This is a genomic window from Nostoc sp. (assembly GCF_036917615.1).
Lineage (GTDB): Bacteria > Cyanobacteriota > Cyanobacteriia > Cyanobacteriales > Nostocaceae > Nostoc.
This window is the reverse complement of record NZ_JBALCZ010000088.1, coordinates 34,871-56,559: the sequence shown is the minus strand read 5'-3', so window position 1 is coordinate 56,559 and position 21,689 is coordinate 34,871. Positions and strand designations below refer to the sequence as shown.

At 42.2% G+C, this 21,689-nt stretch carries 17 protein-coding genes and 1 tRNA gene; 2 read left to right on the top strand and 16 right to left on the bottom strand.

Translation table 11 applies throughout. The features are described from left to right. The 5 genes from V7K85_RS32790 to V7K85_RS32770 all read right to left on the bottom strand — a co-directional run. Positions 1-3,318, bottom strand: a 3,318-nt coding sequence (locus V7K85_RS32790; protein ID WP_334820327.1) for an Hpt domain-containing protein, incomplete at its 3' end; no start/stop codon positions are given. A 91-nt stretch (positions 3,319-3,409) separates the two neighbouring features. Further along, the gene (locus tag V7K85_RS32785) at positions 3,410-6,355 is read right to left on the bottom strand and encodes a methyl-accepting chemotaxis protein (RefSeq protein ID WP_334820325.1); all 2,946 of its coding nucleotides are present in this window, start codon (positions 6,353-6,355) and stop codon (positions 3,410-3,412) included. A gap of 14 nt (positions 6,356-6,369) precedes the next feature. Beyond that, the gene (locus V7K85_RS32780) at positions 6,370-6,900 is read right to left on the bottom strand and encodes a chemotaxis protein CheW (RefSeq protein ID WP_334689033.1); all 531 of its coding nucleotides are present in this window, start codon (positions 6,898-6,900) and stop codon (positions 6,370-6,372) included. 13 nt (positions 6,901-6,913) lie between these two features. Further along, on the bottom strand, positions 6,914-7,279 hold the full coding sequence (locus V7K85_RS32775) for a response regulator transcription factor (RefSeq protein WP_069073698.1): 366 nt from the start codon (positions 7,277-7,279) through the stop codon (positions 6,914-6,916). A 554-nt stretch (positions 7,280-7,833) separates the two neighbouring features. Then, entirely contained in the window at positions 7,834-9,012 is a 1,179-nt protein-coding gene (locus tag V7K85_RS32770; RefSeq protein ID WP_334820323.1) for a response regulator, read from the bottom strand. 654 nt (positions 9,013-9,666) lie between these two features. On the opposite strand from V7K85_RS32770, the gene hmpF reads away from it, so the two are divergent. Continuing rightward, positions 9,667-11,430 (top strand): pilus motility taxis protein HmpF, encoded by a 1,764-nt coding sequence (gene hmpF, locus V7K85_RS32765; RefSeq protein WP_334820321.1) that lies wholly within the window; start codon positions 9,667-9,669, stop codon positions 11,428-11,430. Between the two features lie 187 nt (positions 11,431-11,617). Here hmpF and V7K85_RS32760 read toward each other — a convergent pair whose 3' ends face one another. The 4 genes from V7K85_RS32760 to tilS all read right to left on the bottom strand — a co-directional run bounded on the left by V7K85_RS32760 (position 11,618) and on the right by tilS (position 14,218). Continuing rightward, positions 11,618-12,226, bottom strand: coding sequence for an LGFP repeat-containing protein (locus V7K85_RS32760; RefSeq protein WP_334820319.1), 609 nt, complete (start codon positions 12,224-12,226; stop codon positions 11,618-11,620). Between the two features lie 275 nt (positions 12,227-12,501). After that, the gene (locus V7K85_RS32755; protein ID WP_334820317.1) at positions 12,502-12,903 is read right to left on the bottom strand and encodes a helix-turn-helix domain-containing protein; all 402 of its coding nucleotides are present in this window, start codon (positions 12,901-12,903) and stop codon (positions 12,502-12,504) included. After that, positions 12,887-13,186, bottom strand: a complete 300-nt coding sequence (locus V7K85_RS32750) for a type II toxin-antitoxin system HigB family toxin (protein ID WP_334820333.1) — start codon at positions 13,184-13,186, stop codon at positions 12,887-12,889. The genes V7K85_RS32755 and V7K85_RS32750 overlap by 17 nt, the downstream gene beginning before the upstream one ends. Before the next feature lie 30 nt (positions 13,187-13,216). After that, entirely contained in the window at positions 13,217-14,218 is a 1,002-nt protein-coding gene (gene tilS, locus V7K85_RS32745; protein WP_334820315.1) for a tRNA lysidine(34) synthetase TilS, read from the bottom strand. 289 nt (positions 14,219-14,507) lie between these two features. On the opposite strand from tilS, the gene V7K85_RS32740 reads away from it, so the two are divergent. Next, a complete protein-coding gene (locus tag V7K85_RS32740; protein WP_334820313.1) occupies positions 14,508-14,993 on the top strand; it encodes a DUF6985 domain-containing protein in 486 nt (161 codons plus the stop codon). A 96-nt stretch (positions 14,994-15,089) separates the two neighbouring features. Here V7K85_RS32740 and V7K85_RS32735 read toward each other — a convergent pair whose 3' ends face one another. The 7 genes from V7K85_RS32735 to V7K85_RS32705 all read right to left on the bottom strand — a co-directional run bounded on the left by V7K85_RS32735 (position 15,090) and on the right by V7K85_RS32705 (position 21,630). Then, positions 15,090-15,398 (bottom strand): KGK domain-containing protein, encoded by a 309-nt coding sequence (locus V7K85_RS32735; RefSeq protein WP_190937299.1) that lies wholly within the window; start codon positions 15,396-15,398, stop codon positions 15,090-15,092. A 137-nt stretch (positions 15,399-15,535) separates the two neighbouring features. Then, on the bottom strand, positions 15,536-16,597 hold the full coding sequence (gene ccsB, locus V7K85_RS32730; protein WP_334820311.1) for a c-type cytochrome biogenesis protein CcsB: 1,062 nt from the start codon (positions 16,595-16,597) through the stop codon (positions 15,536-15,538). Positions 16,598-17,144: 547 nt separating this feature from the next. Beyond that, positions 17,145-18,890 carry a DUF3352 domain-containing protein gene (locus tag V7K85_RS32725; RefSeq protein WP_334820309.1) on the bottom strand — a complete coding sequence of 582 codons (1,746 nt, stop codon included), beginning with the start codon at positions 18,888-18,890 and terminating at the stop codon, positions 17,145-17,147. A gap of 463 nt (positions 18,891-19,353) precedes the next feature. Beyond that, a complete protein-coding gene (locus V7K85_RS32720; RefSeq protein WP_334820307.1) occupies positions 19,354-19,917 on the bottom strand; it encodes a Uma2 family endonuclease in 564 nt (187 codons plus the stop codon). Positions 19,918-19,948: 31 nt separating this feature from the next. Continuing rightward, positions 19,949-20,524 (bottom strand): Uma2 family endonuclease, encoded by a 576-nt coding sequence (locus tag V7K85_RS32715; protein WP_334820305.1) that lies wholly within the window; start codon positions 20,522-20,524, stop codon positions 19,949-19,951. 274 nt (positions 20,525-20,798) lie between these two features. Further along, positions 20,799-21,422, bottom strand: a complete 624-nt coding sequence (locus V7K85_RS32710) for a chorismate lyase (RefSeq protein WP_334820303.1) — start codon at positions 21,420-21,422, stop codon at positions 20,799-20,801. 127 nt (positions 21,423-21,549) lie between these two features. Then, positions 21,550-21,630 (bottom strand) — tRNA-Leu (locus tag V7K85_RS32705). Positions 21,631-21,689 lie beyond the last annotated feature (59 nt).

The window sequence follows — 21,689 nt, the reverse complement described above, 5'->3', positions numbered from 1 at the left end:
TGCTTGGGGTGATATTAAATCTGAAGTTTCCCCAAAATTAATATCTAGAGAAGTTTCTCTAGCTTCTTGTTCATCCACAGTATTATCTGTGGTGTCCATCTGAATGTAGGTGAAGTTATCTGTGGCTACATCTTCAAACAGCAGTTGCGGATTTTCATCGAAAGAGCCGAACAAATTACCTGGCTGTGCTTGGGGTGATATTAAATCTGAAGTTTCCCCAAAATTAATATCTAGAGAAGTTTCTCTAGCTTCTTGTTCATCCACAGTATTATCTGTGGTGTACATCTGAATGTAGGTGGAGTTATCTGTGGCTACATCTTCAAACAGCAGTTGCGGATTTTCATCGAAAGAGCCGAATAAATCACCTGGCTGTGCTTGGGATGATACTAAATCTGAAGTTTCCCCAAAACTGATATCTAGAGAAGTTTCTCTAGCTTCTTGTTCATCCACAGTATTATCTGTGGTGTCCATCTGAATGTAGGTGAAGTTATCTGTGGCTACATCTTCAAACAGCAGTTGCGGATTTTCATCGAAAGAGCCGAACAAATTACCTGGCTGTGCTTGGGGTGATATTAAATCTGAAGTTTCCCCAAAATTAATATCTAGAGAAGTTTCTCTAGCTTCTTGTTCATCCACAGTATTATCTGTGGTGTACATCTGAATGTAGGTGGAGTTATCTGTGGCTACATCTTCAAACAGCAGTTGCGAATTTTCATCGCTGTTTTCATCGAAAGAGCTGAATGAATTAAGTTCCAGATCAACAGCAGATATCTCTGGAGGCTGATTAGTAAATTCAGGAACAAAATCTAAAGCTTCTGGTTGTTGCAGTCTGAGAATTTCCTCCCCTGGATGCCGCGCCAACAAAGGCGTTTCCGGCGTGGAGGCATCTTTGATTACAGGGAGAATAGTTGAGTTACTCGGTGCTAACTCATCAAACAAATCATCTCCAGAATCTGATGAGGATATCAAATCTAGCTGCTCTTGGTGCTGGAAATTGATATCAAAATCTTCTTCTATGTTAAAACTGGCTATAGGAGAAGGTATGGGCTGCTGACTGTCGGCAAAAATATCATCATTCGCCGCAGTAAACAAACTTTCATCTAACGCCCTTTCCACATTCTGTTCAATTAAGGAATCAAATTCGTCCAGTTCCTCTGTGGTTTCCTGGTTCCAGAAGTTGCTCAGATCATTTTCTGATTGAGAAAACTCAGGTGCTGTTGCTGGAGATGTATCAAATAAATCGCCGATTTCTGGTTCACTTGTAGGCAGTAGTGTCTGTTCTTCCATTTCAGCAAACAGGTTGTGCAAAGACAAGCCTGTTTGCTGGGGTAATTTTATGTAGTCACTAGGGATAGTTTCTTCTACCCAATTTGCATTTCTAGTTTCTAAGAATAAGTTATCAAAACTGTTTTGTTGGTTGGTAGATAGTTCCACACTGGCGAACGCCTCTGTTTCTGGTTGAGTCACTTCGCCTGTAGGCAATAGTTCTGTATCATCATCTTCTAGTGCCAGTGTCAATAAATCTTCAACCACATCGTTTTTGTTGACACTATTTTGGACAATCTCCCCAGGAGGCTGGTTTATATCACTAGAAATCTCAGTAAATTCTTGTAAAGTTTCGGGAGAATAAGAGTCTAAATTTCTATTAGGTACGTTAATATCGCTCAACTCTAGAGTCGTAGCAGATGTTTGTTGATTTTGCGGTTCTGAATTCTCCTTTTCTAGGAAATTGTCCCCAAATAACAGGGATAAATCTTCTGTCGTGGCTGTGCTTGTTGAGTGCTGCTGGTTACTTATGTCTTGATCAAAGGAGAGTAAATCGGATAAATCGCCATCAGCAGCCTCAGTCTCACTGCTGCTGAAATCAATTCCAAAGTCATCGGTGTCAATAATATCTAAGGTTTCTTCTTGATGCCAGGTTTCATCTAGTTCGGGAGTTTCACCTTCAAATAAATCAGCAAGCGTATTTAACTCAGCTATTCCTACCTCTGGCCCATTGGAGTCAAGATTGCTACTGATTGGATGTGCTTCCTCATGTGCGGTGAAAGTAAGACTAGTGTGAGTTGCAGCGTTTAGTGGTGTCCCTTGGAATTGAAGATAGGGGCGAACGCTAGTATCCTCGTCTAGATTCAGTTCCTCAGTTGTCTGGGCTAGGTTAGTTATGACTAACGGCTTGGTATTACCAGATAGAATTGGCTCTGAGGCAGTTAATGATTCTGTCAAAGCCGCAGACTGTTCATCAACCAAATCAGGGGTAATTTCTAATAACTCAATTTCTGCAAAGCTCAAAAGTGCTTCTAGTTGCTGACTAATTGCAATTTCAGCTTCCCTACCTTGCAGGACTAATTCTTGAGCTTGCTTGATTTCGGTAATGACAATTTTAGCTAAAGTCAGATAAGTATTTTCGGGATTGCCGATCGCACTGGCTGCTGCTTGACACAAACCACACCACTTGGACAAATTCCAAGTCTCACCAAGTTTGACTAATTGGTAACAGCATTGCTGAAGGTTTTGTCGAGTTGAGGGTGTTGTGGTTTGCTTAAACAGTTGCAACATTTCCCGCAGTCTTTGCAGCACCTGGGCTTGAAATTCGCCCCAATTATTATTTTCTTTGGCGGTGACTGGGGATAGCGCAGCCTCTTCTTTACCTTGGGCTGCACCAACGAGTCCGCCTACCCCTTCTCTTAAGCGAGCTACGCCTAGCGTCTCAAAGCGAGCGTCTCGCACCTCCTGGGGTGCTACCGAGAAAGATATTTCTGGAGATTCCTGATGAGTGTCTTCTGCCAAACTGGGAATATCTCGCCGCAGGAAAAGTTCTGTAAGTGTGGAGACATTATCTACAGAGGTTGTGTGTAGTTCTGTTGCCGAAGGATTGCTGGCTACTCCACTTTTTCCTTGTTCTACAAGTAGTTCCAGATGCTGATACAGCCATTGAAAGACTGGCTCAGTTTCTGACATCAAAGTATTAGCTGCATCTTCAGAAAGACCAAATGGCCCACTCAAATGCTCTAACAGCGATTTCAGGGTATCAGATACACCAAGAAATAAAGACTCTAACTTTTGGTCAATCTGAACCGGATGATCTTTGAGAACTTTGAAACAATCTTCCAGACGGTGGGAGGTATGCTGGATGCTAGTCAATCCAAGCATCGCCGCTCCTCCTTTGATGGAGTGAGCCGCCCGGAAGACTTCACTGATCATTTCCGGGTCGTTCAAGGTACCCTGTAAATTCAGCAACCCCTGCTCAATGGTATTCAGGTGATCTCTAGCTTCTTCGATAAAGTAACCTAAAATCCGCTGTTGTTGTTCCGGCAGCATAGTTTTTTAGTCATTAGTCATTGGTCATGGGTCATTGGTCATTGGTCATTGGTCATTAGCAAATAACAAAGGACAAAGGACAAATGACAATTTATCTGCTTTCCATAGTTTCCACTCGGAAACGTTCAACGGAGGCGATCAAGTCACGGGATACACCTACTAAGTGTTGTAGGGCACCTGAAACTCGCTGTGCTTCCTGGGAAGTTTCTTGCGCGGTGAGTTCTACTGATTGCATTACATGAGCGACGGCGCGGGAGGTTTCAGTCTGTTCCACAGTGTCGCTGGTAATGGAGCGCACAAGAATATCGATGCGATTCGCCACTTGAATAATGTTTTCGAGCGATCGCTTGGCTTCTTCTGCCAATTTTGTCCCTTTAATTACTTGTTGTGTGCCTTCTTCCATTGCGGTCATTACAGAGCCTGTTTCACTTTGGATTTGCATCACAATTTGTTCAATTTCCTTCAGGGATTTAGCAGATTTATCTGCTAGCTGGCGCACTTCATCTGCGACAATCGCAAACCCGCGTCCAGCTTCTCCCGCCCTTGCCGCCTCAATACTAGCATTGAGTGCTAGCAAGTTTGTTCTCGAAGCAATCTGAGAAATCAACGCCACAATTTTAGAAATTTCTTGGGAAGATTCCGCCAACCGCTTCACTTTTCGAGTGGTTTCGGCAACGGTTTCTCGAATTTCTAAAATCCCCGCCACAGTATTTTCTACTGCTTCTCCACCTTTGAGAGCGATCGTACTAGCATCACGGGCAACGGTTTCAGCTTCCCGCGCCGCCTCTGCTACCCGCTGAATCGAGTCAGTCATTACCTGTACAGAATTCAGCGTCACTGCCAATTCTTCTGCTTGCCGCAAAGCATCACCAGATAAGGCTCTAGCAAAGGTTTCGGAGTTGGTTGCACCTTTTGTCACATCCTTGGCTGCCACTTTTACCTGTTGGACAATATCCCGCAGGTTTTGAATTGTCAGGTTAAAGGCGTCAGCTACGGCTCCCAGTACGTCGGCTGTCACTTCAGCTTGGACTGTTAAATCTCCTCTTGCAGCTCCTTCTACATCATCCAATAGGCGAATCACCTGACGTTGCAGGTTTTCTTTGGCTTCCTCTTGTTCATCGGCTTTCCGTTGGGCTTCACTTGTCGTCGTGAAAATTACTCGCGCCATTTCATTAAAGCCAGTGGATAAATGCCCCAATTCATCTTCGGAAAACACTGTGGCTTGAGCATTCAGATTTCCTTGGCGTACAGCTTCAAACTGAGTTTGCAGATCATTGGTTGTGCGCCGAATTTGTTTGAGCGCAAGATTCCCCATGAAGCCTGCGGTGGTAAATCCGGCAATCCCAGCTGCTAGTGACATTGCCCAACCTGTGTTTCGTACTGATTCTCGTTGTTGGGGTGGCGAAAATGTGGTGGCGACAAAGCTAACTGTGGCTACAACCAGCGCCGAGACAATGCCTACACTTCCAGCAATTAACCATTGTTTCCTTTCTATGGAGGCATTCTCTAATGGTGCTAACCATCCTTGCTCGATGCTGACGTTGGGTTCTTGTTTGGAGACATCTGTTTGGCTAAAGACTGGAACTGCTTCATGTGAACCAGTCATCGAGAATAGTTCTTCTTCGCGATCGCTAGCTGCATTACTTAAAAAAGCCTCTGCGCTTTGAAGGTGGCCAGTACCACTAGTTTCTAATGGAGCAGAATGTATTGCTGGATCACTGAACTTAGAATCTCCTTCGATCAGGTCAAACCCTGGAATGTTGCCTAAATCGTCAAATTCCTCAAAGTCATCTAAAAACTCGATATTGCTCTTAGAATTTTCCCCATTTAGTATATTGTTTGAATCTTCATAAGAGCTTAAACCCTCTGAGCCAAAGGCAGACTCAAATGCTTCCATATCAAAATTTTCATCATCATCAAAGCTATTTTTATCGCTGACTTTACCTGATTTAAACTGCTTTTCTTCCAAAGGTATATTGCTGCTGAAAGATGAAGAATCATCAGACAAATCAGGCTCAAAAGCTGACTTTTCTCCCAAACCTTTTGGTTCCAACCAATTATGTGCTTCGGTTTCTGACAAATTATCTTGACTGCTGTATTCCAAGTTATTTGTTATTGACGAACCATTTCTAAGTTCTTCATCAACAATCAGTAAAGTTTCGTCTCTAAAACTAGATTTTTTATATTCTAAATTTCCAATACTAAGCTCTTGAGACTTTGATTGACTCAACAAATCAGGTAAATCATTTTCGCTATTACCAGTTTGGGAATTAGAAGATGAAGAGTTATTCTTGTCAATAGCTGAATTTTCGGGGTTAGAATTTTTCCGATTATCTGAAGATTGACTATTTACTAATGATTCTTCCAGACTATCTTCTGACATATCTTCCTGCCAAAAAGCAGGTAACTCTAATTCTGTTTTCTCCTCCCGACTGTTACTATTTGACTCTTGTTCCTGTGATTCTTCATTCAAGGCAAAAGGGTCGTCCCCAAAAGCTGTAGAAGAATCTGATATTTTTACCGATCCAATACTGTCTTCTGTGGGTATGTCAAATGGACTTTTTGAAGATATATCTTCAATGCCATTCACAGTTTCTTCATGCTCTCCAAAAAAGTTCAAATCAAGATTCTTGCTGTCAAACTCCTCACTAGCGCCCAAATTTTCTAATTCTTGTTCGCTATATGCCACTGCATCAGACATCTCTGAGGAATTTATTTGCTTTTGACTTCCTGATGTATCAATCTCCCCACTGAATGACTGTAAATATTGGTTGATATTCTCAATTCCATTATTGGCAAAACCAATAATTTCTTGCTCGTCAGTCAAGCGTAATACCTGTTGATATTCTTCTTTTGCTACATCGTACTGCTGCAAAACATAGTAGATGTGACCCCGTAACAAATGGGAATTGGGGTCATTTGGTAAATTTTGCACCACTTGGTCAACTAAAGTGGCGGCAACCTCATAATTCCTTTGAACATAGGCGGTCATCGCCTGTTGATATGTTGGCTCGTAATTATCAATACTTGCTGCCATTTCCTCCTCCAATTTCATCCTGCCCACCGCGCACTCCGTAAAATTGCCATTTGATCGAGCAGTCGTAGACACTGATTATTTTTAGCACGTAATAACCACTCTCCACGTAAAAAGGGAGCCATAGTATCTGGAACAGTTGTTGGTGGCATGAGATTCTGGACATCCAACCAGTCCATACCACCGATTTCCTCTACTGCTAAACCCACTATTGTGTCTTGCTCTTCAATGGCAATCACCGGAATTTCAGCTCTATCCGTGTTTAATGCACTTGCTTCCCCAAGAAATTGACCCAAATCAGCCACCCAAATAACTCGACCTCGTAAATTTAGAGTACCCAAAAGTAAAGGAGAAGCATTAGGAATCGGGGTGATTCTATCAGGACTTAGTTCAATTACCTCCCGGATGCCAGTTGCTTGTAGTGCAAACTCCTGATGCGAGGGAATGTAAAACCTCAAATGTAACTCACCTTCAGGACTTTCTACTTGTAATTCAGGTCGGAAATGGTCTTGACCACTGCCACTTAAAAAGTCCGGTTTGCTGACCATATTGCTTTTATCCTTATCCTCGCAGCAGTTGTTTGACTGTTCCCACCAACTCGGTTGGTTGAAACGGTTTGGCTATATAGGCGTCTGCACCCTGCTTCATGCCCCAATAGCGATCAAATTCTTCACCTTTGGAAGAACACATAACCACAGGGACATTTTGGGTTTTTGGATCGGATTTTAACCGCCGACAAACTTCGTAGCCGTTCATCCTGGGCATGACAATATCCAATACCACTAAATCGGGAGGTGCTATTTGAATTGCCTCTAATGCTTCTAATCCGTCACTAGCATGGGTCACTGTTAGTCCAGTAGCTTTCAGGAGGTCTGTAATCATCTCCCTTTGCGCGATACTGTCTTCCACAATCAGAACTGTACTCATAAATGTCTATTTACCTCCTGATGTAGACGTTCCTATTTGGAACATTCCCTGATTCCTCCGCAAGTATTAACTGTATAAATTAATTCTATGGTTTCACTATTTTCCTGGATATTGAGATTTCACTGAGTTGGCTGACTCTGTGATAACATCTTTTACCTGATCTTTTAGTAGATCAACAAATCTTGGATCTCTTTATGTGCCCCATGCCCCCTCAATTTTGGATTTGCAATAGCGTAGCGTAAAGCCTTCTCTTAACAAAAACACTCTTGCTAGCTAGCTTTTGAGTAGGAGTACGGCATACCTTCTCTTCTCCTTTGGAGACGCTGTTCGCGTTCGAGAGTCATCTAGCGTCTTTTAGATTGTTCAATCCAAAATCCAAAATATATAATCTAAAGTTCTTCTGCCCCATGACGGCAGTTGCTCTACTTGGGGAAACCCCAGACGCTCGCAGACTCGCTAACGCTCCGCTATCGCCTTTGGCGTCTCCCCTTCGTCCCAAAGGGAGAGGCTAACGTCAAGGGAGAAGACCGCACTGCCTCCCCCATGCCCAATTTTCATTGGTTGTTGATATATTTCTCTATAAGCATAAGTAACTCAGTGTCTGTAAATGGTTTTGTTAGATAATCGGTTGCCCCGACCATCCTAGCTTTGACTCGATCAATAAATCCATCTTTAACAGTAAGCATGATAATCGGTATGAGCCGAAATGCTGTTGAATGTCGCAGCATGGCGCAAACCTCGTACCCCTCCAATTCCGGCATGGTAATATCGCATAAAATTAAATCTGGTTTGAGTTGAAAAACCAGAGTGAGCGCTTCTAAGGGATTGGTAAGGGTGATCGCTTCATAACCTTGTGGTTGTAAGATGGAATTTACAGTCTCACCGATGGCGATCGCATCGTCAATACATACTATCCGCCCCCTGTGTTTTCCCTTCAATTCCCCGCTACCCGTGTGGATATCTGGTTTATTTGTCTCTGAATATACTAGTTGTAGCCAACTCTCTTGCACATATGGATATATTGCCTTAGCGACTGTCAAAATGTCTCGGTTGAGATAGCGAGCCAATTGACGCAAGGATGTTTTACCATCAGCCCAATGTTGTAGCTTATTTACGGTTGCTTCTGGTAGGGAAGATTGTAGCTGAACTTTGTCAGATAGCAATGGCAATTGTTCTGGAGACTGAATGTGTGGATACAGTTGCTTCCACTCTTGCACCTGCTTCGTAATTTTTGTCACAAAAGGAGCAATCTCGAAAGTGTTTAATTGCGGGGCAAGTGCCGCACCCTGATGGAAAATGAAGTTACCTTGGTGTAAGCTCAACAGATCAAAAAGGGTTTCATGCACCAAGCCGTGAATAATACTACCAGCGATCTTTGGGTTGATGATATTCCGCTCTAAAAGTGCCCAAAGATAGGCATACTCTGGCGCATCGGTTGATGGTAGGGAGGCAATTTGTTTGTCGGTGAGTCGCGTCTCAACTCGGTAATAACGTAAATAATCGCTAATTCTGGACAAACTACTTTCACCTTCTTGGCAATAAATAATTTGACCATTCAGGAAAAAGACGAACCAAGACTGTTGTTTGGGGCGAAAAATGCTTACTCCGTCTCCACCCAGTTTGTTGTTATGGTGAGAGCTATGAGCTTCTACCCATAGTTGCCCAGTTCGCTGTCCCAACTCAATCAATTGCAGGATACTGCAAATATCAATTTCATTTAAATTTCCCTGCATTTATCTAAAAAGTACTCCTTAAGTATTGCTGAATTCTGAATTCTGACTTCTTCTTTAAGAGGATGTTTGAAAAGTCTAATTTATTACTAGCCCTGGCGACTAGAAGTCGTGCGCCAGGTGCAACTCCTGCGGGGAGACGCGCAAGGGACAAATCGGGCATTGCTCGCCCAAGGTACTGGCTTGGCTATACAGACAAAACCCACCTCCGTGGGTTAAAAACCCTTCATTTTGTATTAGTCTACCTCCGTGGACTTCCCTACGGGAGGCTACGCTAAGGCTTGTATAGTATCGAATTCTATTCGCCTAATACTTTTCAAACATCCTCTAAGTATTAATTATGGAGTATTGCAAAGATTATTACCCTGTTCCTTGTTCTCATCCGAGAATACATTAAACTATAAACCTTTATCTTTCGTAATACACTTCGACAAAGCTAGTGTTAACACGGAAGTCATCATCACTGTCATCAGTACAAAATATAAAGACGCGACCAAGTCGCTTTTATAAGTATCCAAGACGTAACATCTCGCGTCTATAGTTTTGTCTGTCTTGTTCTCCTAAACTTCGGTTCAGTGAGAGAAGTTAACAGAATTATTTAAGGTATATCCCAAAACAAAACACAAACTTTAAGTGCATCAATAAAGGACTAACGGTGTGCTGTATTTAGCAGAAGTACAAAAACAGAAAGGTGGTTTACTCAGTGGCGGTGCTAAAACGGAACTGAAACTGCTAGCTTGTCAGCGAACTGACCAGAATTGGAGTACTGTGTCGGAAGATGTGATTGCCGCTGAGGACGCAAGCAAATTAAATGATGGTGCTTTGGTACTAGTTGAACTGAATCCGAATCGTCAAGTGCAGCGGATTCAAGAAGCAGGGCGTCCACTAGTCAATATTTTGCAGAATTTTTCCCGCCAATTGGAGAAATTTAAGCTCAAGGAAGATGAGATTGATCAGTGGAAGCAGTCGCTGACGTTTCAGGCGCAAGAGTTGAATCGCCGTGAAATGGACATGGAAGTACGCTCAGAACAGTTGCAAGAAATGGAGGATGAGGTGCAACGCCTGGAGGAGCAAAAACAGGAAGTTGACACCTCGCGCCAGGAACTTGAACGGTTGCAAGCAGAAAATCAGCGCAACCGCCAGGAATTGGAAGGCGCTTGGGAGCATTTGCATGGTGAGCAGCGTCGCCTGGAGGAGCGTCAAGCGGATTTCCAACAGGGGACGGTTTTAGATGAGGAGCAAAGTCGGGTGATGAGTGAGTTACTTGATCGCTTGTCTAGTGGTGCTGCTCCCACGGAAACAGTCAGAGAACACCTCCATCTGGCCTTTGAATTTGTCGAAAAGCAGCAAGCTACTCTAACCCCGCACTGGCAAAAACTGGAGGAGCAAAAAACAGCCATCGCTCAACAGCAAGAAGAAGTTGAGCGTTTGTCACAAACCTTTAGCGATCGCCAAAACGCATCCCAACAAGTACAAAATTCTTTAGCCCAGCAAACAGCCCAATTGCAGATAAATACAGCAGACCTTACCAGCAAGCAAGAGTATGCTCGGATAATCAAAGAGCAGTTACGAAACGCCGAAGAGTTATATCAACAGATTCACTATTTGGCTGCAACATCTGGTGATCTAGTTCTCGGCCAGCAAGCTGATGTGGAAGCTTTGGAGAAAAAGCCTTTAGAAGAACTACAAAAAATAGTGCAAGACTTGCAATATAAGTTGGAAATAGACGCTAGCTTTGTTCACGATCAAGAACAAGAACTGAAATATAAACAAGAAGCTATAGAAGAACTGCAAACTAAAATAAATCACGCATCTGACCATGACCACATCAATTTGGAACTAGAACTAACGGATGAAAAAGACCTCTATCAGATGCTAAACTCCAGTTTGGTGGGACAACGCCGCAATATGTTACAGCATCAGAAGTTTCTCAAGCAACACCAAGTTGTACTGCTACGGCGGCAAGGACATACTGTTACTGATGAAAAAGAAGGTAATAACAAAATTAATTTAGAACCGATTCTGTTACAAATTGAAACCCAGCGACAACAATATTCACAGGAAATCCAAAAGCTGGAACGTGAGATTGAGCAGATCCGTGCTGGTATTGAGCTAAATCAGGGAATGATTGACAATCAAACTCACGATTTGGATGAAATACGCCAAGAACTCAAAGCGATCGAGGAAAACTTGCTGTCCCTGCGAAAAACAACTGCCGAGTACTGGGGTCGGGTGAATCTGTATCAAGAAGCACTACAACCAATTCAGGATTCACTCGATGGATTACGGCAAAAGCTGCTCTTAATTGGAGAATCTTTGGATCAATTCCAGGAAACTGGTAATTATCAACTCCAAGCGATCAGCCAGTTGCGTCATACTCTCCAAAGTTTAATATCTCAGCCAGAATTACTAGCGTCTTAACAAGTGGGACTTAGACTAGAAGATAGAGCCTCTCAGAATACATTCCCAGTCCAGAGGCTCTTAACGAGGTGACACAAGACTTTGGGCTTATCTTAGTGCCATTCCATTTTAAAGCCTTGATAATTCGCTAAAAGCTTTGGTGAATAAAGATTTAAAATTTTGCTCCGTCAAGTTTGACAGAAGAAGGTTAGTAGTAAACAGGAGTAACCTCACGCGTACCTGAATTCCAGTAAAGTGCGCCTCTTTGAAAATAGCTAACTCGCTGCCCCGCAGAACCAACAGGTTGTTCGTCAGAAATTGGATAACCTAAGACGCTTCTTTCACGCCCCATACTTACCCATTTTGCCCGAATATCGCCATACACGGCATAAGCACCAATGCTCGGATGCCAATAGATTGATGCGTTATTCTCAAAATCATTGTATCGTCCTCCATTATCAGCAGGAAGCTCGTCGGTAATGGGATAGCCCAAGCCATTTTCCCGCCCAAATTGGTTCCACTTCACACCAATGGCTCCGTAGACAGCGTGTGCGCCCAAGTTGGGAAGCCAATAAATATAACCATTTTGGAACTCATTGTACCGTCCTCCTCTGGCAGCAGGCAGTTCATCAGTTGTAGGAGAACCAACTGGGCTTGAATAACCACCTAGACTTACCCATTTATCAAAAATAGCCCCGTAGATTGCTTGTGCGTACACTGGCTGGTTTAGCACTAACGGCATCGTTACAACTGAAATCGGAATCACTGCTAGGGTTGCAAGTGTTGATAATCCAAAACCGATTTTTTTAACTTTCATAAAACTTTCTTTGTATTCATGAGGGTGTATAGCAAACTGACAGTTAAGATTATGCTATTTTACGTATTTGCTGTCTATACATAAAAAATCAGTGTTTTAACTTATGTACTATTACCCGCAACTATACTTGCTGTCAAAACTATACCTATCAACCCTTTCGGTCTTGTTTTAAGGATTTTGTCTTTCTATTAAGAAAGTTTTTAACTCAAATCTTTGTAGTTAGGCTTCAGCCCTAACTTGTTTTTTGAGATAAAGCCCAACTACCAACTAAGTTATTATTCCATAAATAAACTAGATTCTATATGAAAAAACTCTCCTAGCTTACGCGCTTGTTCTATATTTATCTTTTCTTGTCCATTTAAAATATTATCAAGCAAATCTTCTGTCCCTAAAACCGCTATTAAATCATCTCTAGTTCTCTCAGATTCCTCTAAAATAAATAACAATATAGATACAGGATTATTCGGCTGGCTTGGCTGATAATATTCTTGTTCAAACTTTTCAATTAAAGTAATTAATAACTGATAAAGTTCGTCTTCTTCTAGGGTGCGTTCCCGGTGCATTAAATCTTCCACTATCCCTAAAGCTTGCTCATTTTCAGCTTCACTTTTTATCAGCTTGGGAAGATAAGCTGTTAATAATTCCTTGTATTTATCTGGATTAAAAGTAAGGGTCATCTTTCCAGTTCTCCTTATCGTATTCCGCATGGCTGAGGATATACTTAATATAAATTAACTGCCCTTCATAATCTATATTAACAATCAAGCGATATTTATTTCCTTTAATATTGAAAACTGTAAAATTACCAACAGCTTCAGCTTTAGGAAAAATCTGCTGTACTTCAACTAAATTTGACCATTTCGCTTTAGTGGCAACCTTATACCAATTGCTTAATATTTCCTGACAATCTACATGGGTTTCTGCATATTCTCTTAATATTCTAAAACTAATAATGTGCATCGTCACTGATAACAAAAAGACTTTAAATAACTATTTCAACCAGATCCAGTCGCCTTCTACTTGAGCGATCGCACCACCAGGAAATGGATCAGTTTGCGATCGGTTTGGTGCTAAAATTAAAGTCGTTAATTTTTCGATGTGTTCAAAACTCGCTGCGTCAGTCTGTATTTGCTGCAATACCTGACGCATCACGCGACGTTGCAACGCCAATGGTGCTTTCTGTAATACCCGACGATTTAACCGTAAGGGAAGAAGGCGAGTAAGGGAATCTTCTTCATCCCCAATGCCCCATGACATCGCCTTTTCTCGCAACTGCTGGGCAGCTTTTTCTAAATATTCCACTTCTGCAAGCAGAAGTTCTGCTGTTTGGGCTAAGGCTGATTCTACTTGGGGGTTGAAATTTTCTCGTAAATATGGTATCAACTCTTGGCGAATGCGGTTGCGGGCATATTGCAAATCTTGATTGGTGGAATCTTCCCAAATTGGTAATTTAAACTCTTGACAAAATTGCTCTGTTTGTGTGCGAGTGATTTCTAAAAGTGGACGCACTAGCATAATCCCCGTAGTTAGAGGGCGTTGCCAAGTCAGGGCTTGTAAGCCATCAGCACCAGTACCGCGAATTAAATTGTAGAGGAGAGTTTCGGCGCGATCGCTTGCGGTGTGTCCTGTAACTATATACTGATAATTATTTGCTTGAGCGATCGCACTTAAAGCTTGATAGCGCCAATCGCGTGCAGTAGCTTCACTATTTATAGGTTCGTTCGCTGTTTCTAAATAAAAGGATATACCCCAAGTTTTAGCTAAGTTTTCGACGTGATTAGCATTAGCTTGGGAGTCAGAACGCCAGCGATGATCACAGTGAGCAATACCTAAATACCATCCCCATTTGGATTGTAAATCTAAAAGTAATTTTATTAAGCATAGAGAATCCTGTCCGCCGGAAACAGCAACTAATAGCCGCTGATTACGCTCAAATAAGTGGCGCGATCGGATGGTGCGATGTATTTTTGCATGTAGAGGAGTCCATACCATTTTAGGTTTTGGATTTTGGATATTGCGAACCGTCAATATACGAAGATGTTAATAGATTTTGCACCTTTGGATGATAATCTTTGTATGCTCAAGTACTTGGAATCATAATCATACTCATCCGGTTGTTTTAAATGACGCTCCCAAGGCTTCGGTAGATAGCAAGTAAGCTCCTTTGCCGCCCATGACTGTTTATACATTAGGCTTATCCGTTCATTCTCTTTTTTTCGCGATGGTGTCAAGTATAAAAACTTTATTTACATTAACCAGTTCTACAAAGATAATAATTTTAATGAAGCCAGATACACTAGAAAAAGTTTTAGCCACTCTCACAGCAGATAACTTCGGTGCGATAGAGGCTAGCATTTATTTTGCTAAGTTTGATAAGAACGTTCGTTTAGTTGCGGACAAACAGTTAGATGCTTATGACAAGCGATGTATTGAAACCTTCTTCGCTTGGAGGGAAACCCTATTTACTAAATTACAACAAGCGAGTTTTGAATATTACCAAGCTCATTTGGATAGTATTGGAGAACAAGTTGAGATCACCTCAGCAGAAATCTGGAACCATTGTCAGCCAATGAACATCCATTTTAAATCTTCCCAACAAGATCCATTTAGTACTTTTATCGATGTCGAACTCGAATGTGATTGGGAGATAGAACACGGTATGCAATGGCTAGTTAAAAATACTGATGAACTTATTTTTGCTGGTCCCTACAACGGTCATGCAGATCCAGATCGCAAACTCGACGTAAGTTGGTGGAACTTTGCCTGAGTTGCACCTGAAGACTTATTTTATCTATTATGCAATTAAAATAATTCGTAATTGATAATTCGTAATTCCTAATTTAATTATCAATTACAGATTATTCTAGTTTTCTACTTGTTTGAGCTTTTGAAAAATCTCATCAAGTGGTGATTCTGATTCATCAGGACAAAATTCTAAAGCAAGTCTAACTTTTCCTTTTTTCCATCCCTGAGTACTAAATTGCAAAACTTCACAATTTAATCCTTGGGTATACAAATTTACTTCATCTGTTTCCTCTGCTCCAATATATTCCTTAATTGCGGTAATCAAATCACGGACTTTAAAAGTTTTAGCAATATCTAACTTATTAAAAGTGTCTGGTTCTATAGATACAACTTCATCGTGATTCAGTCTCTCAAATCCATCTTCCATAAAAATGTCCTATCACTAAATCTATACTTTCCAGTGATATAACAGTTCATCCGAAATAATTCCCAAGAGATAATAGTAAATTTCAATCTGCTCCTTTCTCCCTCTCCGCCACCGGAGAGGGGTTAGGAGTGAGGTTATTAAAAAAACCAACCGTAAGAATGCAAACCTTTACCCAAAAGATTCACACCGAGATAGCAAACCCAGACAACAACAAAGCCGGTGGCGGCTAAAATTGCGGGACGGCGTCCTTGCCAACCGCGAGTGATTCGGGCGTGGAGGTAGGCGGCGAACACTAACCAGGTGATTAATGCCCAAGTTTCTTTGGGGTCCCAACTCCAGTAGGAACCCCAAGCTTCGTTAGCCCAAACGCCACCGGCAATGATACCAATTGTCAGTAGGGGAAATCCTAGTCCGATGATGCGATAGCTAATGTTGTCGAGGGTTTCGGCAAGGCTAAGGCGCTGGGGTGAAAGGGGTTCGGCAGATGCTACAGTTTGAGGCTCAGAGGTAGTTACTAAATTCAAAACAGCGGTGTTAGCGTTACCGTTGCCGTTGCTACTACTTTCAAAACGAGCAAAGCCGTTATTTTCGACAGGGGGTGCTGGTGGTTGAGAAATTAGTTCAGATGCCTTGTGTAAGCGGTAGCCGTTGCTGCGATAGCCACCAGTACCTACAGAACTACCTTGTAATTGGATGTTTTGACCGCGAGTGACCACTAAAAAAGCGATCGCTAATAACGCACCCACCATCAAAGCAGAATAACTCAACATCATGACGCTGACATGCATCATCAGCCAATTTGACTTCAAGGCAGGTACTAGGGGTTCTGACGTTTGCATCTGGGATGGTAATGTCATGGTAGCAAAAGCAGCGATCGCCATTGCCACAGGAGCTGTAACAACTCCTACTAAGCGGCTACGGCTACTACTTTCGGCAATTAGATGGACGGTGGTAATTCCCCAAGTTAAGAAAAATAGAGATTCATATAAATTACTTAAGGGAAAGTAACCAGCTTCTATCCATCGTGCCCCTAGTAGAGTCGCCATGCACAAATTAGCGATCGCCATCCCAGCTGTCCCCAAAGCGGCTAGATAAGGCAGATTCGGAAAAGCCGCTCCTCCCCAATACACCAGCATTGTCAGGAATAATATGGCAAAGGAAGCATTGTCCAGCCAATTCTGGAGTACAACCAGATTCATAAAGTGTTCTCTCCGTGGATGATTTAAAATATGGATTCTGACTGTTCTGATCCTATATGCTTACAGGGTCAGGAAACAGGTGAAAGTTAGGAGTTAAGAGTTATGAGTTATGAATTAATAATTTTTAATCCTATTTCATTTTAACGTTGCTACAGATGATATTGCTCTGAGGTAAAGACACACCAGACGCGAAGATTGATGTATAGCAAGATTTTTGAGAATTGGTACAACTCTTAACTTCTAACTCCAAACTCTAAACTCCTAACTCCTACTCCCTTTCCGGTGTAAGATTACCTATTTTCTTCTTGACTTTCTTGGCGTTCTTCTCTTCTCTACGAGACGCTTTCAGTGAACGAGACGCTTCGCGTTGGCGCAGCCTCTCGCAGAGAAGGCGTCTTGGCGGTTTTTTACATCGGTATTCTTCTAGCGGGAAGGGAGTTACTCCAAAGTCCTAACTCCAAACTCCAAACTCCAAACTCCTAACTCCAAACTCCTAACTCCAAACTCCTAACTCCAAACTCCTAACTTCTAACTTTTCCAATTGCTGTTATGGAGAAGTCGTAGATGATGTAGTAGGACTAGGCAAGGCAGTCAAGTTCCTAACTTTTTTGAGTGCTATAAAAATGTCGTAACGGTTACTGCGACTGTCACTGACAGCAGATGTCATCCCAATTGAGCGCGTTGCATCTAGCAAAGTTTGTTGATTGGGAATTATAGTTGGTAAAGGGAAATTTTTCACAGTTCGTTCCACATCCAGGAAAAATTGACCATTTGTCGGATTTGGTTCTGTAGGAACTGTTTGTTGGAAGGGAAGATTGCTAGCTAGTGTGTTGTTGGGTTGGGGAACAATTTTATCAGTGATGGGAGCGCCCACTACTAGAAAGGCGACATCTCCATCTAACCAGCCGTGGGTGGCAGTTAACGTACCATAGGGTGAAACCCAGTTAACAACAGGTTGACCGGCAACTTTCCCCGGTTGGACTTGGAACTGGTATTGATTTCTCATCACTTCATCGAGCTGTTTTATGGATGCTTGAGCTGATTGGCGATTGCTTGCCTGTACCATGAACACTAAACCCGCACGAAAATCATCTGGTGAACCTTGTTTTGGAGTAGTAGGAATCACTGATAAGGAAAATTCGCCTTTCATCCAATCGAGCAAATCCTTATCTAAATCGAGATTGGTAAGAGATTTTATACTACCTCTGATCTGTTCTGGTGCGATCGGTGAGAGGGGATTTCCTTGAGATGTTAAAACATAGTCTCCCCACAACCGCTGTAAGTTACCGCCAGATAGCATCATTAAGGTTTCTGCTGGTACGCGGCTTTGCATTTTCCCAGCTTTGTTTTCCACCGCCAGCACACGTTGACTATTAGGGTTTAGCCAAGAAACGCCCTTAAAGCGAATTCCTTCTGGCTCTAAGGTCATTGTCCCCGCTAAACCTTGGTTATTTTGCAGTTGAGCCAAAACTTGAGCGGGTAAAGGGCGGTTTGGAGAAGCTGCGGCTATTTTGGCTGCTGTTGGCACATTTACGTAAAACTGGGCAAAGGGTTGGTAATTGGCAATTTTCGGAAAATTCTCAGCAAAGCCCCCTGTTGTGGCTAGGGATGTTTTATTTTTGTAGGCGTCAATTGCTCGTTCTGTGGCTTTGAGACTATCAGTTATGACTAAAAAACGCCCATCTAGTAATGTCGCTGAGAAGTTTTCTCCTGCTTGTCCCTGATTTTGTTTAATGGCAATCCCTTGATAAGTACGGTCAATCCATTTGCCTTGTTTAAGGGTTTTGGGTCGTGCCAAAATGCTTTTGGCGATTTCTGGGTTTTTCACTGGCAATACCATTACCATCGACTGCTGATCGTTAGCAGCATCTTCATTGGTGGTAACTGGTTTGGGTGCAGGTTTACTCGCTGTGTCTGGGGCCAGAAATGCGATTGTAACATCATCACCTACCCAAGGAGCGACATCTTTCTGGAAGTCGTAACCATTATTAGTTAGAAAGCGATCGCGCAATTCTACTAAATTTTTGTCCAGTTCTGCTTGGGTTTCTTTTGTGCCAAACTGCCGCAATTTCTGCCACTGCTGGGGATCTGTTGTCAGAGAAACCGCAAACAGGGCATCACCAGGAATAATATTTGCACCTAATATCAAATCGCCAGAAGACATTTGTCTTTGGGCAAACAACCAGTATGCTACACTCCCGGCACCAATCAATAACCCAGCAGCCGAGAGCGTCAGCACCAGAGACGGTTTCTTATTTTTCTTCATCGGAACAGACACAAGAGGCGGTGCCATTGAAACCTATACCTTATACTTGCAAACTCATTACTTGTTTGATTGGTTAAGTTAACCAAAAAGTTTCTTGTTATCTAGGGCAGTTAACTGCATAAATTTCTCCATCCTAGACATTGATGATATTTCCCTAATAAACCTTCCCGAGTCTTTCAAAACCTGTGTTTTTGGCTCAGTTACCATTTTTAACACGCTTTGTTGAATTTCGTAGGACGTTTCCCTAAGATTTATTCCTCAGTCGGAAGGTTTGTGCAAGTAAATCCGTTATTCCAAGCAATTTGAGAATATAACTAACTGGACAAAGCTGCAAGTCATGCTTAGATCACACTACTCTGCGTTGGCAAAGCTTGCGTTCGTTCCAGAGAAAGGAATATCAAGTACTTTGGCTACAATTTTTAATCAGCGATCGCATCTTTTGGATGGATAATGTGGTAAGCAAAGCTATGCCCTCAGGCTTATCGCTTACCTATACTTGCAACTCAAATCCAGGTAATATATCTTCTCCAGAAAGAATCCCTGGCATTTGCACAACTTCTACAGCCTTCAAAAGTCGGTAAATTTCCACTCTTGCATCTTGAGGATTAATCAGCCAACCCAAATGCAGACCATTTTTGATGTATTCCTGCATTTTCTCTTGAATCGGTGCAAGCCGATCTGTCTCCGAACGCAGTTCAATCACAAAGTCGGGTACAAGTGGCGGAAATTTTTTTCGTTGTTCTGGTGTTAAAGCTTCCCACCGCTCCAATTTTACCCAAGCAGCATCAGGAGAACGTTTTGCACCATTGGGAAGTATAAAGATAGTTGAAGAACTAAAAACTTTCCCTAATTTAGCTTGACGATTCCAATTATTCAAGTCTGTAATTAAATCTGCTTCTTGATTTCCGCTTTCTCCTCCTACTGGTGGCATAATGATTAATTCTCCGGCTGCATTCATTTCCAGGCTTAAATCACGATTGGCAATACACAATTGATAAAATTGCTCATCGGTTAAATGAGCAATCGGTTCTAGATTTAGCACAACAGTATTCATTAAACCTTTCCTCGTGTCTTTGTTGCTAACATCAGTCGGAAATTCTTGCTTGTTGGAAAATTTGTTGAGGTGTAATTTGTAGCCCTTCAAATAAGGAATCTTTTAACCTATCAGTACCGCGTTTAGTTTGAGGGAGAATATCGGGATAAAAAATAGTAATAGTTTTTGCTCTAGTATCAATAATCCAAACTCGTTGAACTTTAGCTTTTAGATAATCAGTTGCTTTTTCTGTCATTTCTGGGAAAGTTTGACCGGGGGAGATAATTTCAATGACTAATTCGGGTGCAACAGGACAAGCCTCATCTTGCAACCAATCAGCAGAAAGACGGTTATAAGAAATATATGTCAAATCTGCTACAGGAATCCAGTCTTGTTGATTTCGTGTTAGCTTAATTGCCCATTCAATTACAACCCGCCCCTTTCCTTGCGCCCATGCAGACAATAGTATAAATAACGCACCTGTTATAGAACTATAAAAAAATTTTGGTGCCATCTCATCGTTTTTGAATTTGGGAACACCTTCTCCATCAATGAGTTCGTAGATGATGTCTCCTTCGGGAAGTGCGAGAAATTCTTCGAGGGTGAGTTGGGTTTTGAGTTGAATCATGGTTGGTTTTGGGGGATGACTCTATTTTAGATTTTTACCGATCTCAAATACTTCATCTGGGATTTCCCATTTCTACTTTTGGGCGAACACTTGTGTGGGTAAATTAGTCGTAGGTCTTTTGCGATGCCGCCGCCAGTTGCTTCTCGTCTTGGCGGTAGCCTGCGGCAAGCCACTACGTGTTGACAATAAATTAAGCTTTTCGGCGATTTTTGCGTAAGTCCTGAGTTATCTAAATAGCAATCAAAACTTAAAAGTAATATTCTTTTCAGGCTTTTTACTGATTTTTTGAATTTAATTGCATAGCTCCCAAATATTTGGTTAAATAAGGCGAAAAAACTTCATAAATTAAGGTCAGTGGCTGTCCATGATGCCAAAACAAGTAGTGGCGACCCCAAAAAGGCCCAATTACATCAAAACCCGACTCTAGCGCCGATGAGTCACCGTAGTAAATTCCTCGAACATCCCGATACAACTCTGTGCGAAGACGAGCTAAACTCGCCCAAATTGGTAATGAACGATTTTGCAAATACTCATCTATATGACTGGCTTCCCACCACGAAGTGGCATAGGCTAATCGTTGACCAGAAGCAGTCCGCAGCCACACTTGTCGCCGTAGTCGCGGGCCTGGGACAGCTTGGATTAAGTCAGGGGCACTATCCAAATCCATGCCAATCAATGACATATCAATCACATCTACTTCTACAGGCTCACCTGTAAGCAATTCTAAGTGACGTGTTGGAGAGCCGTCACCCAAAAGCATTAGCTGCCAGGCAGGTGCCAGCTGAGTGTGAGGTAAACTTTGTTGAATTATTTCCTCCCCTCCTTGCCAAATCGGAGTGAGGCGATGCCAAGCTGCTGGCAGTGTTAAGTTATTTGTTGGCGTAAAAGTAATACTCAATGCTTTTTACAAAACTTCATCTATCTCTATAAAAGCATAAAAAACCAGAGCTATACCCAGATTTAAGGGTCAACAGTCTAGGGTATTTTGACCCTTGACTACTGACCCTTGACTAAATAAACAAATATGCGGATGGCGAGACTCGAACTCGCAAGGCAAAGCCACACGCACCTCAAGCGTGCGCGTATACCAATTCCGCCACATCCGCACGGGTTGTCTAAACATAGACTATAGCATAAGAAAATAATTATAGTAAGGTGATATCTA

What these genes read in the sequence shown, in the direction of transcription:
- V7K85_RS32785 (WP_334820325.1), bottom strand. Translation starts at nt 6,355, where the DNA reads ATGGCAGCAAGTATTGATAATTACGAGCCAACATATCAACAGGCGATG.
- V7K85_RS32780 (WP_334689033.1), bottom strand. Translation starts at nt 6,900, where the DNA reads ATGGTCAGCAAACCGGACTTTTTAAGTGGCAGTGGTCAAGACCATTTC.
- V7K85_RS32775 (WP_069073698.1), bottom strand. Translation starts at nt 7,279, where the DNA reads ATGAGTACAGTTCTGATTGTGGAAGACAGTATCGCGCAAAGGGAGATG.
- V7K85_RS32770 (WP_334820323.1), bottom strand. Translation starts at nt 9,012, where the DNA reads ATGCAGGGAAATTTAAATGAAATTGATATTTGCAGTATCCTGCAATTG.
- V7K85_RS32760 (WP_334820319.1), bottom strand. Translation starts at nt 12,226, where the DNA reads ATGAAAGTTAAAAAAATCGGTTTTGGATTATCAACACTTGCAACCCTA.
- V7K85_RS32755 (WP_334820317.1), bottom strand. Translation starts at nt 12,903, where the DNA reads ATGACCCTTACTTTTAATCCAGATAAATACAAGGAATTATTAACAGCT.
- V7K85_RS32750 (WP_334820333.1), bottom strand. Translation starts at nt 13,186, where the DNA reads ATGCACATTATTAGTTTTAGAATATTAAGAGAATATGCAGAAACCCAT.
- tilS (WP_334820315.1), bottom strand. Translation starts at nt 14,218, where the DNA reads ATGGTATGGACTCCTCTACATGCAAAAATACATCGCACCATCCGATCG.
- V7K85_RS32740 (WP_334820313.1), top strand. Translation starts at nt 14,508, where the DNA reads ATGAAGCCAGATACACTAGAAAAAGTTTTAGCCACTCTCACAGCAGAT.
- V7K85_RS32735 (WP_190937299.1), bottom strand. Translation starts at nt 15,398, where the DNA reads ATGGAAGATGGATTTGAGAGACTGAATCACGATGAAGTTGTATCTATA.
- ccsB (WP_334820311.1), bottom strand. Translation starts at nt 16,597, where the DNA reads ATGAATCTGGTTGTACTCCAGAATTGGCTGGACAATGCTTCCTTTGCC.
- V7K85_RS32725 (WP_334820309.1), bottom strand. Translation starts at nt 18,890, where the DNA reads ATGGCACCGCCTCTTGTGTCTGTTCCGATGAAGAAAAATAAGAAACCG.
- V7K85_RS32720 (WP_334820307.1), bottom strand. Translation starts at nt 19,917, where the DNA reads ATGAATACTGTTGTGCTAAATCTAGAACCGATTGCTCATTTAACCGAT.
- V7K85_RS32715 (WP_334820305.1), bottom strand. Translation starts at nt 20,524, where the DNA reads ATGATTCAACTCAAAACCCAACTCACCCTCGAAGAATTTCTCGCACTT.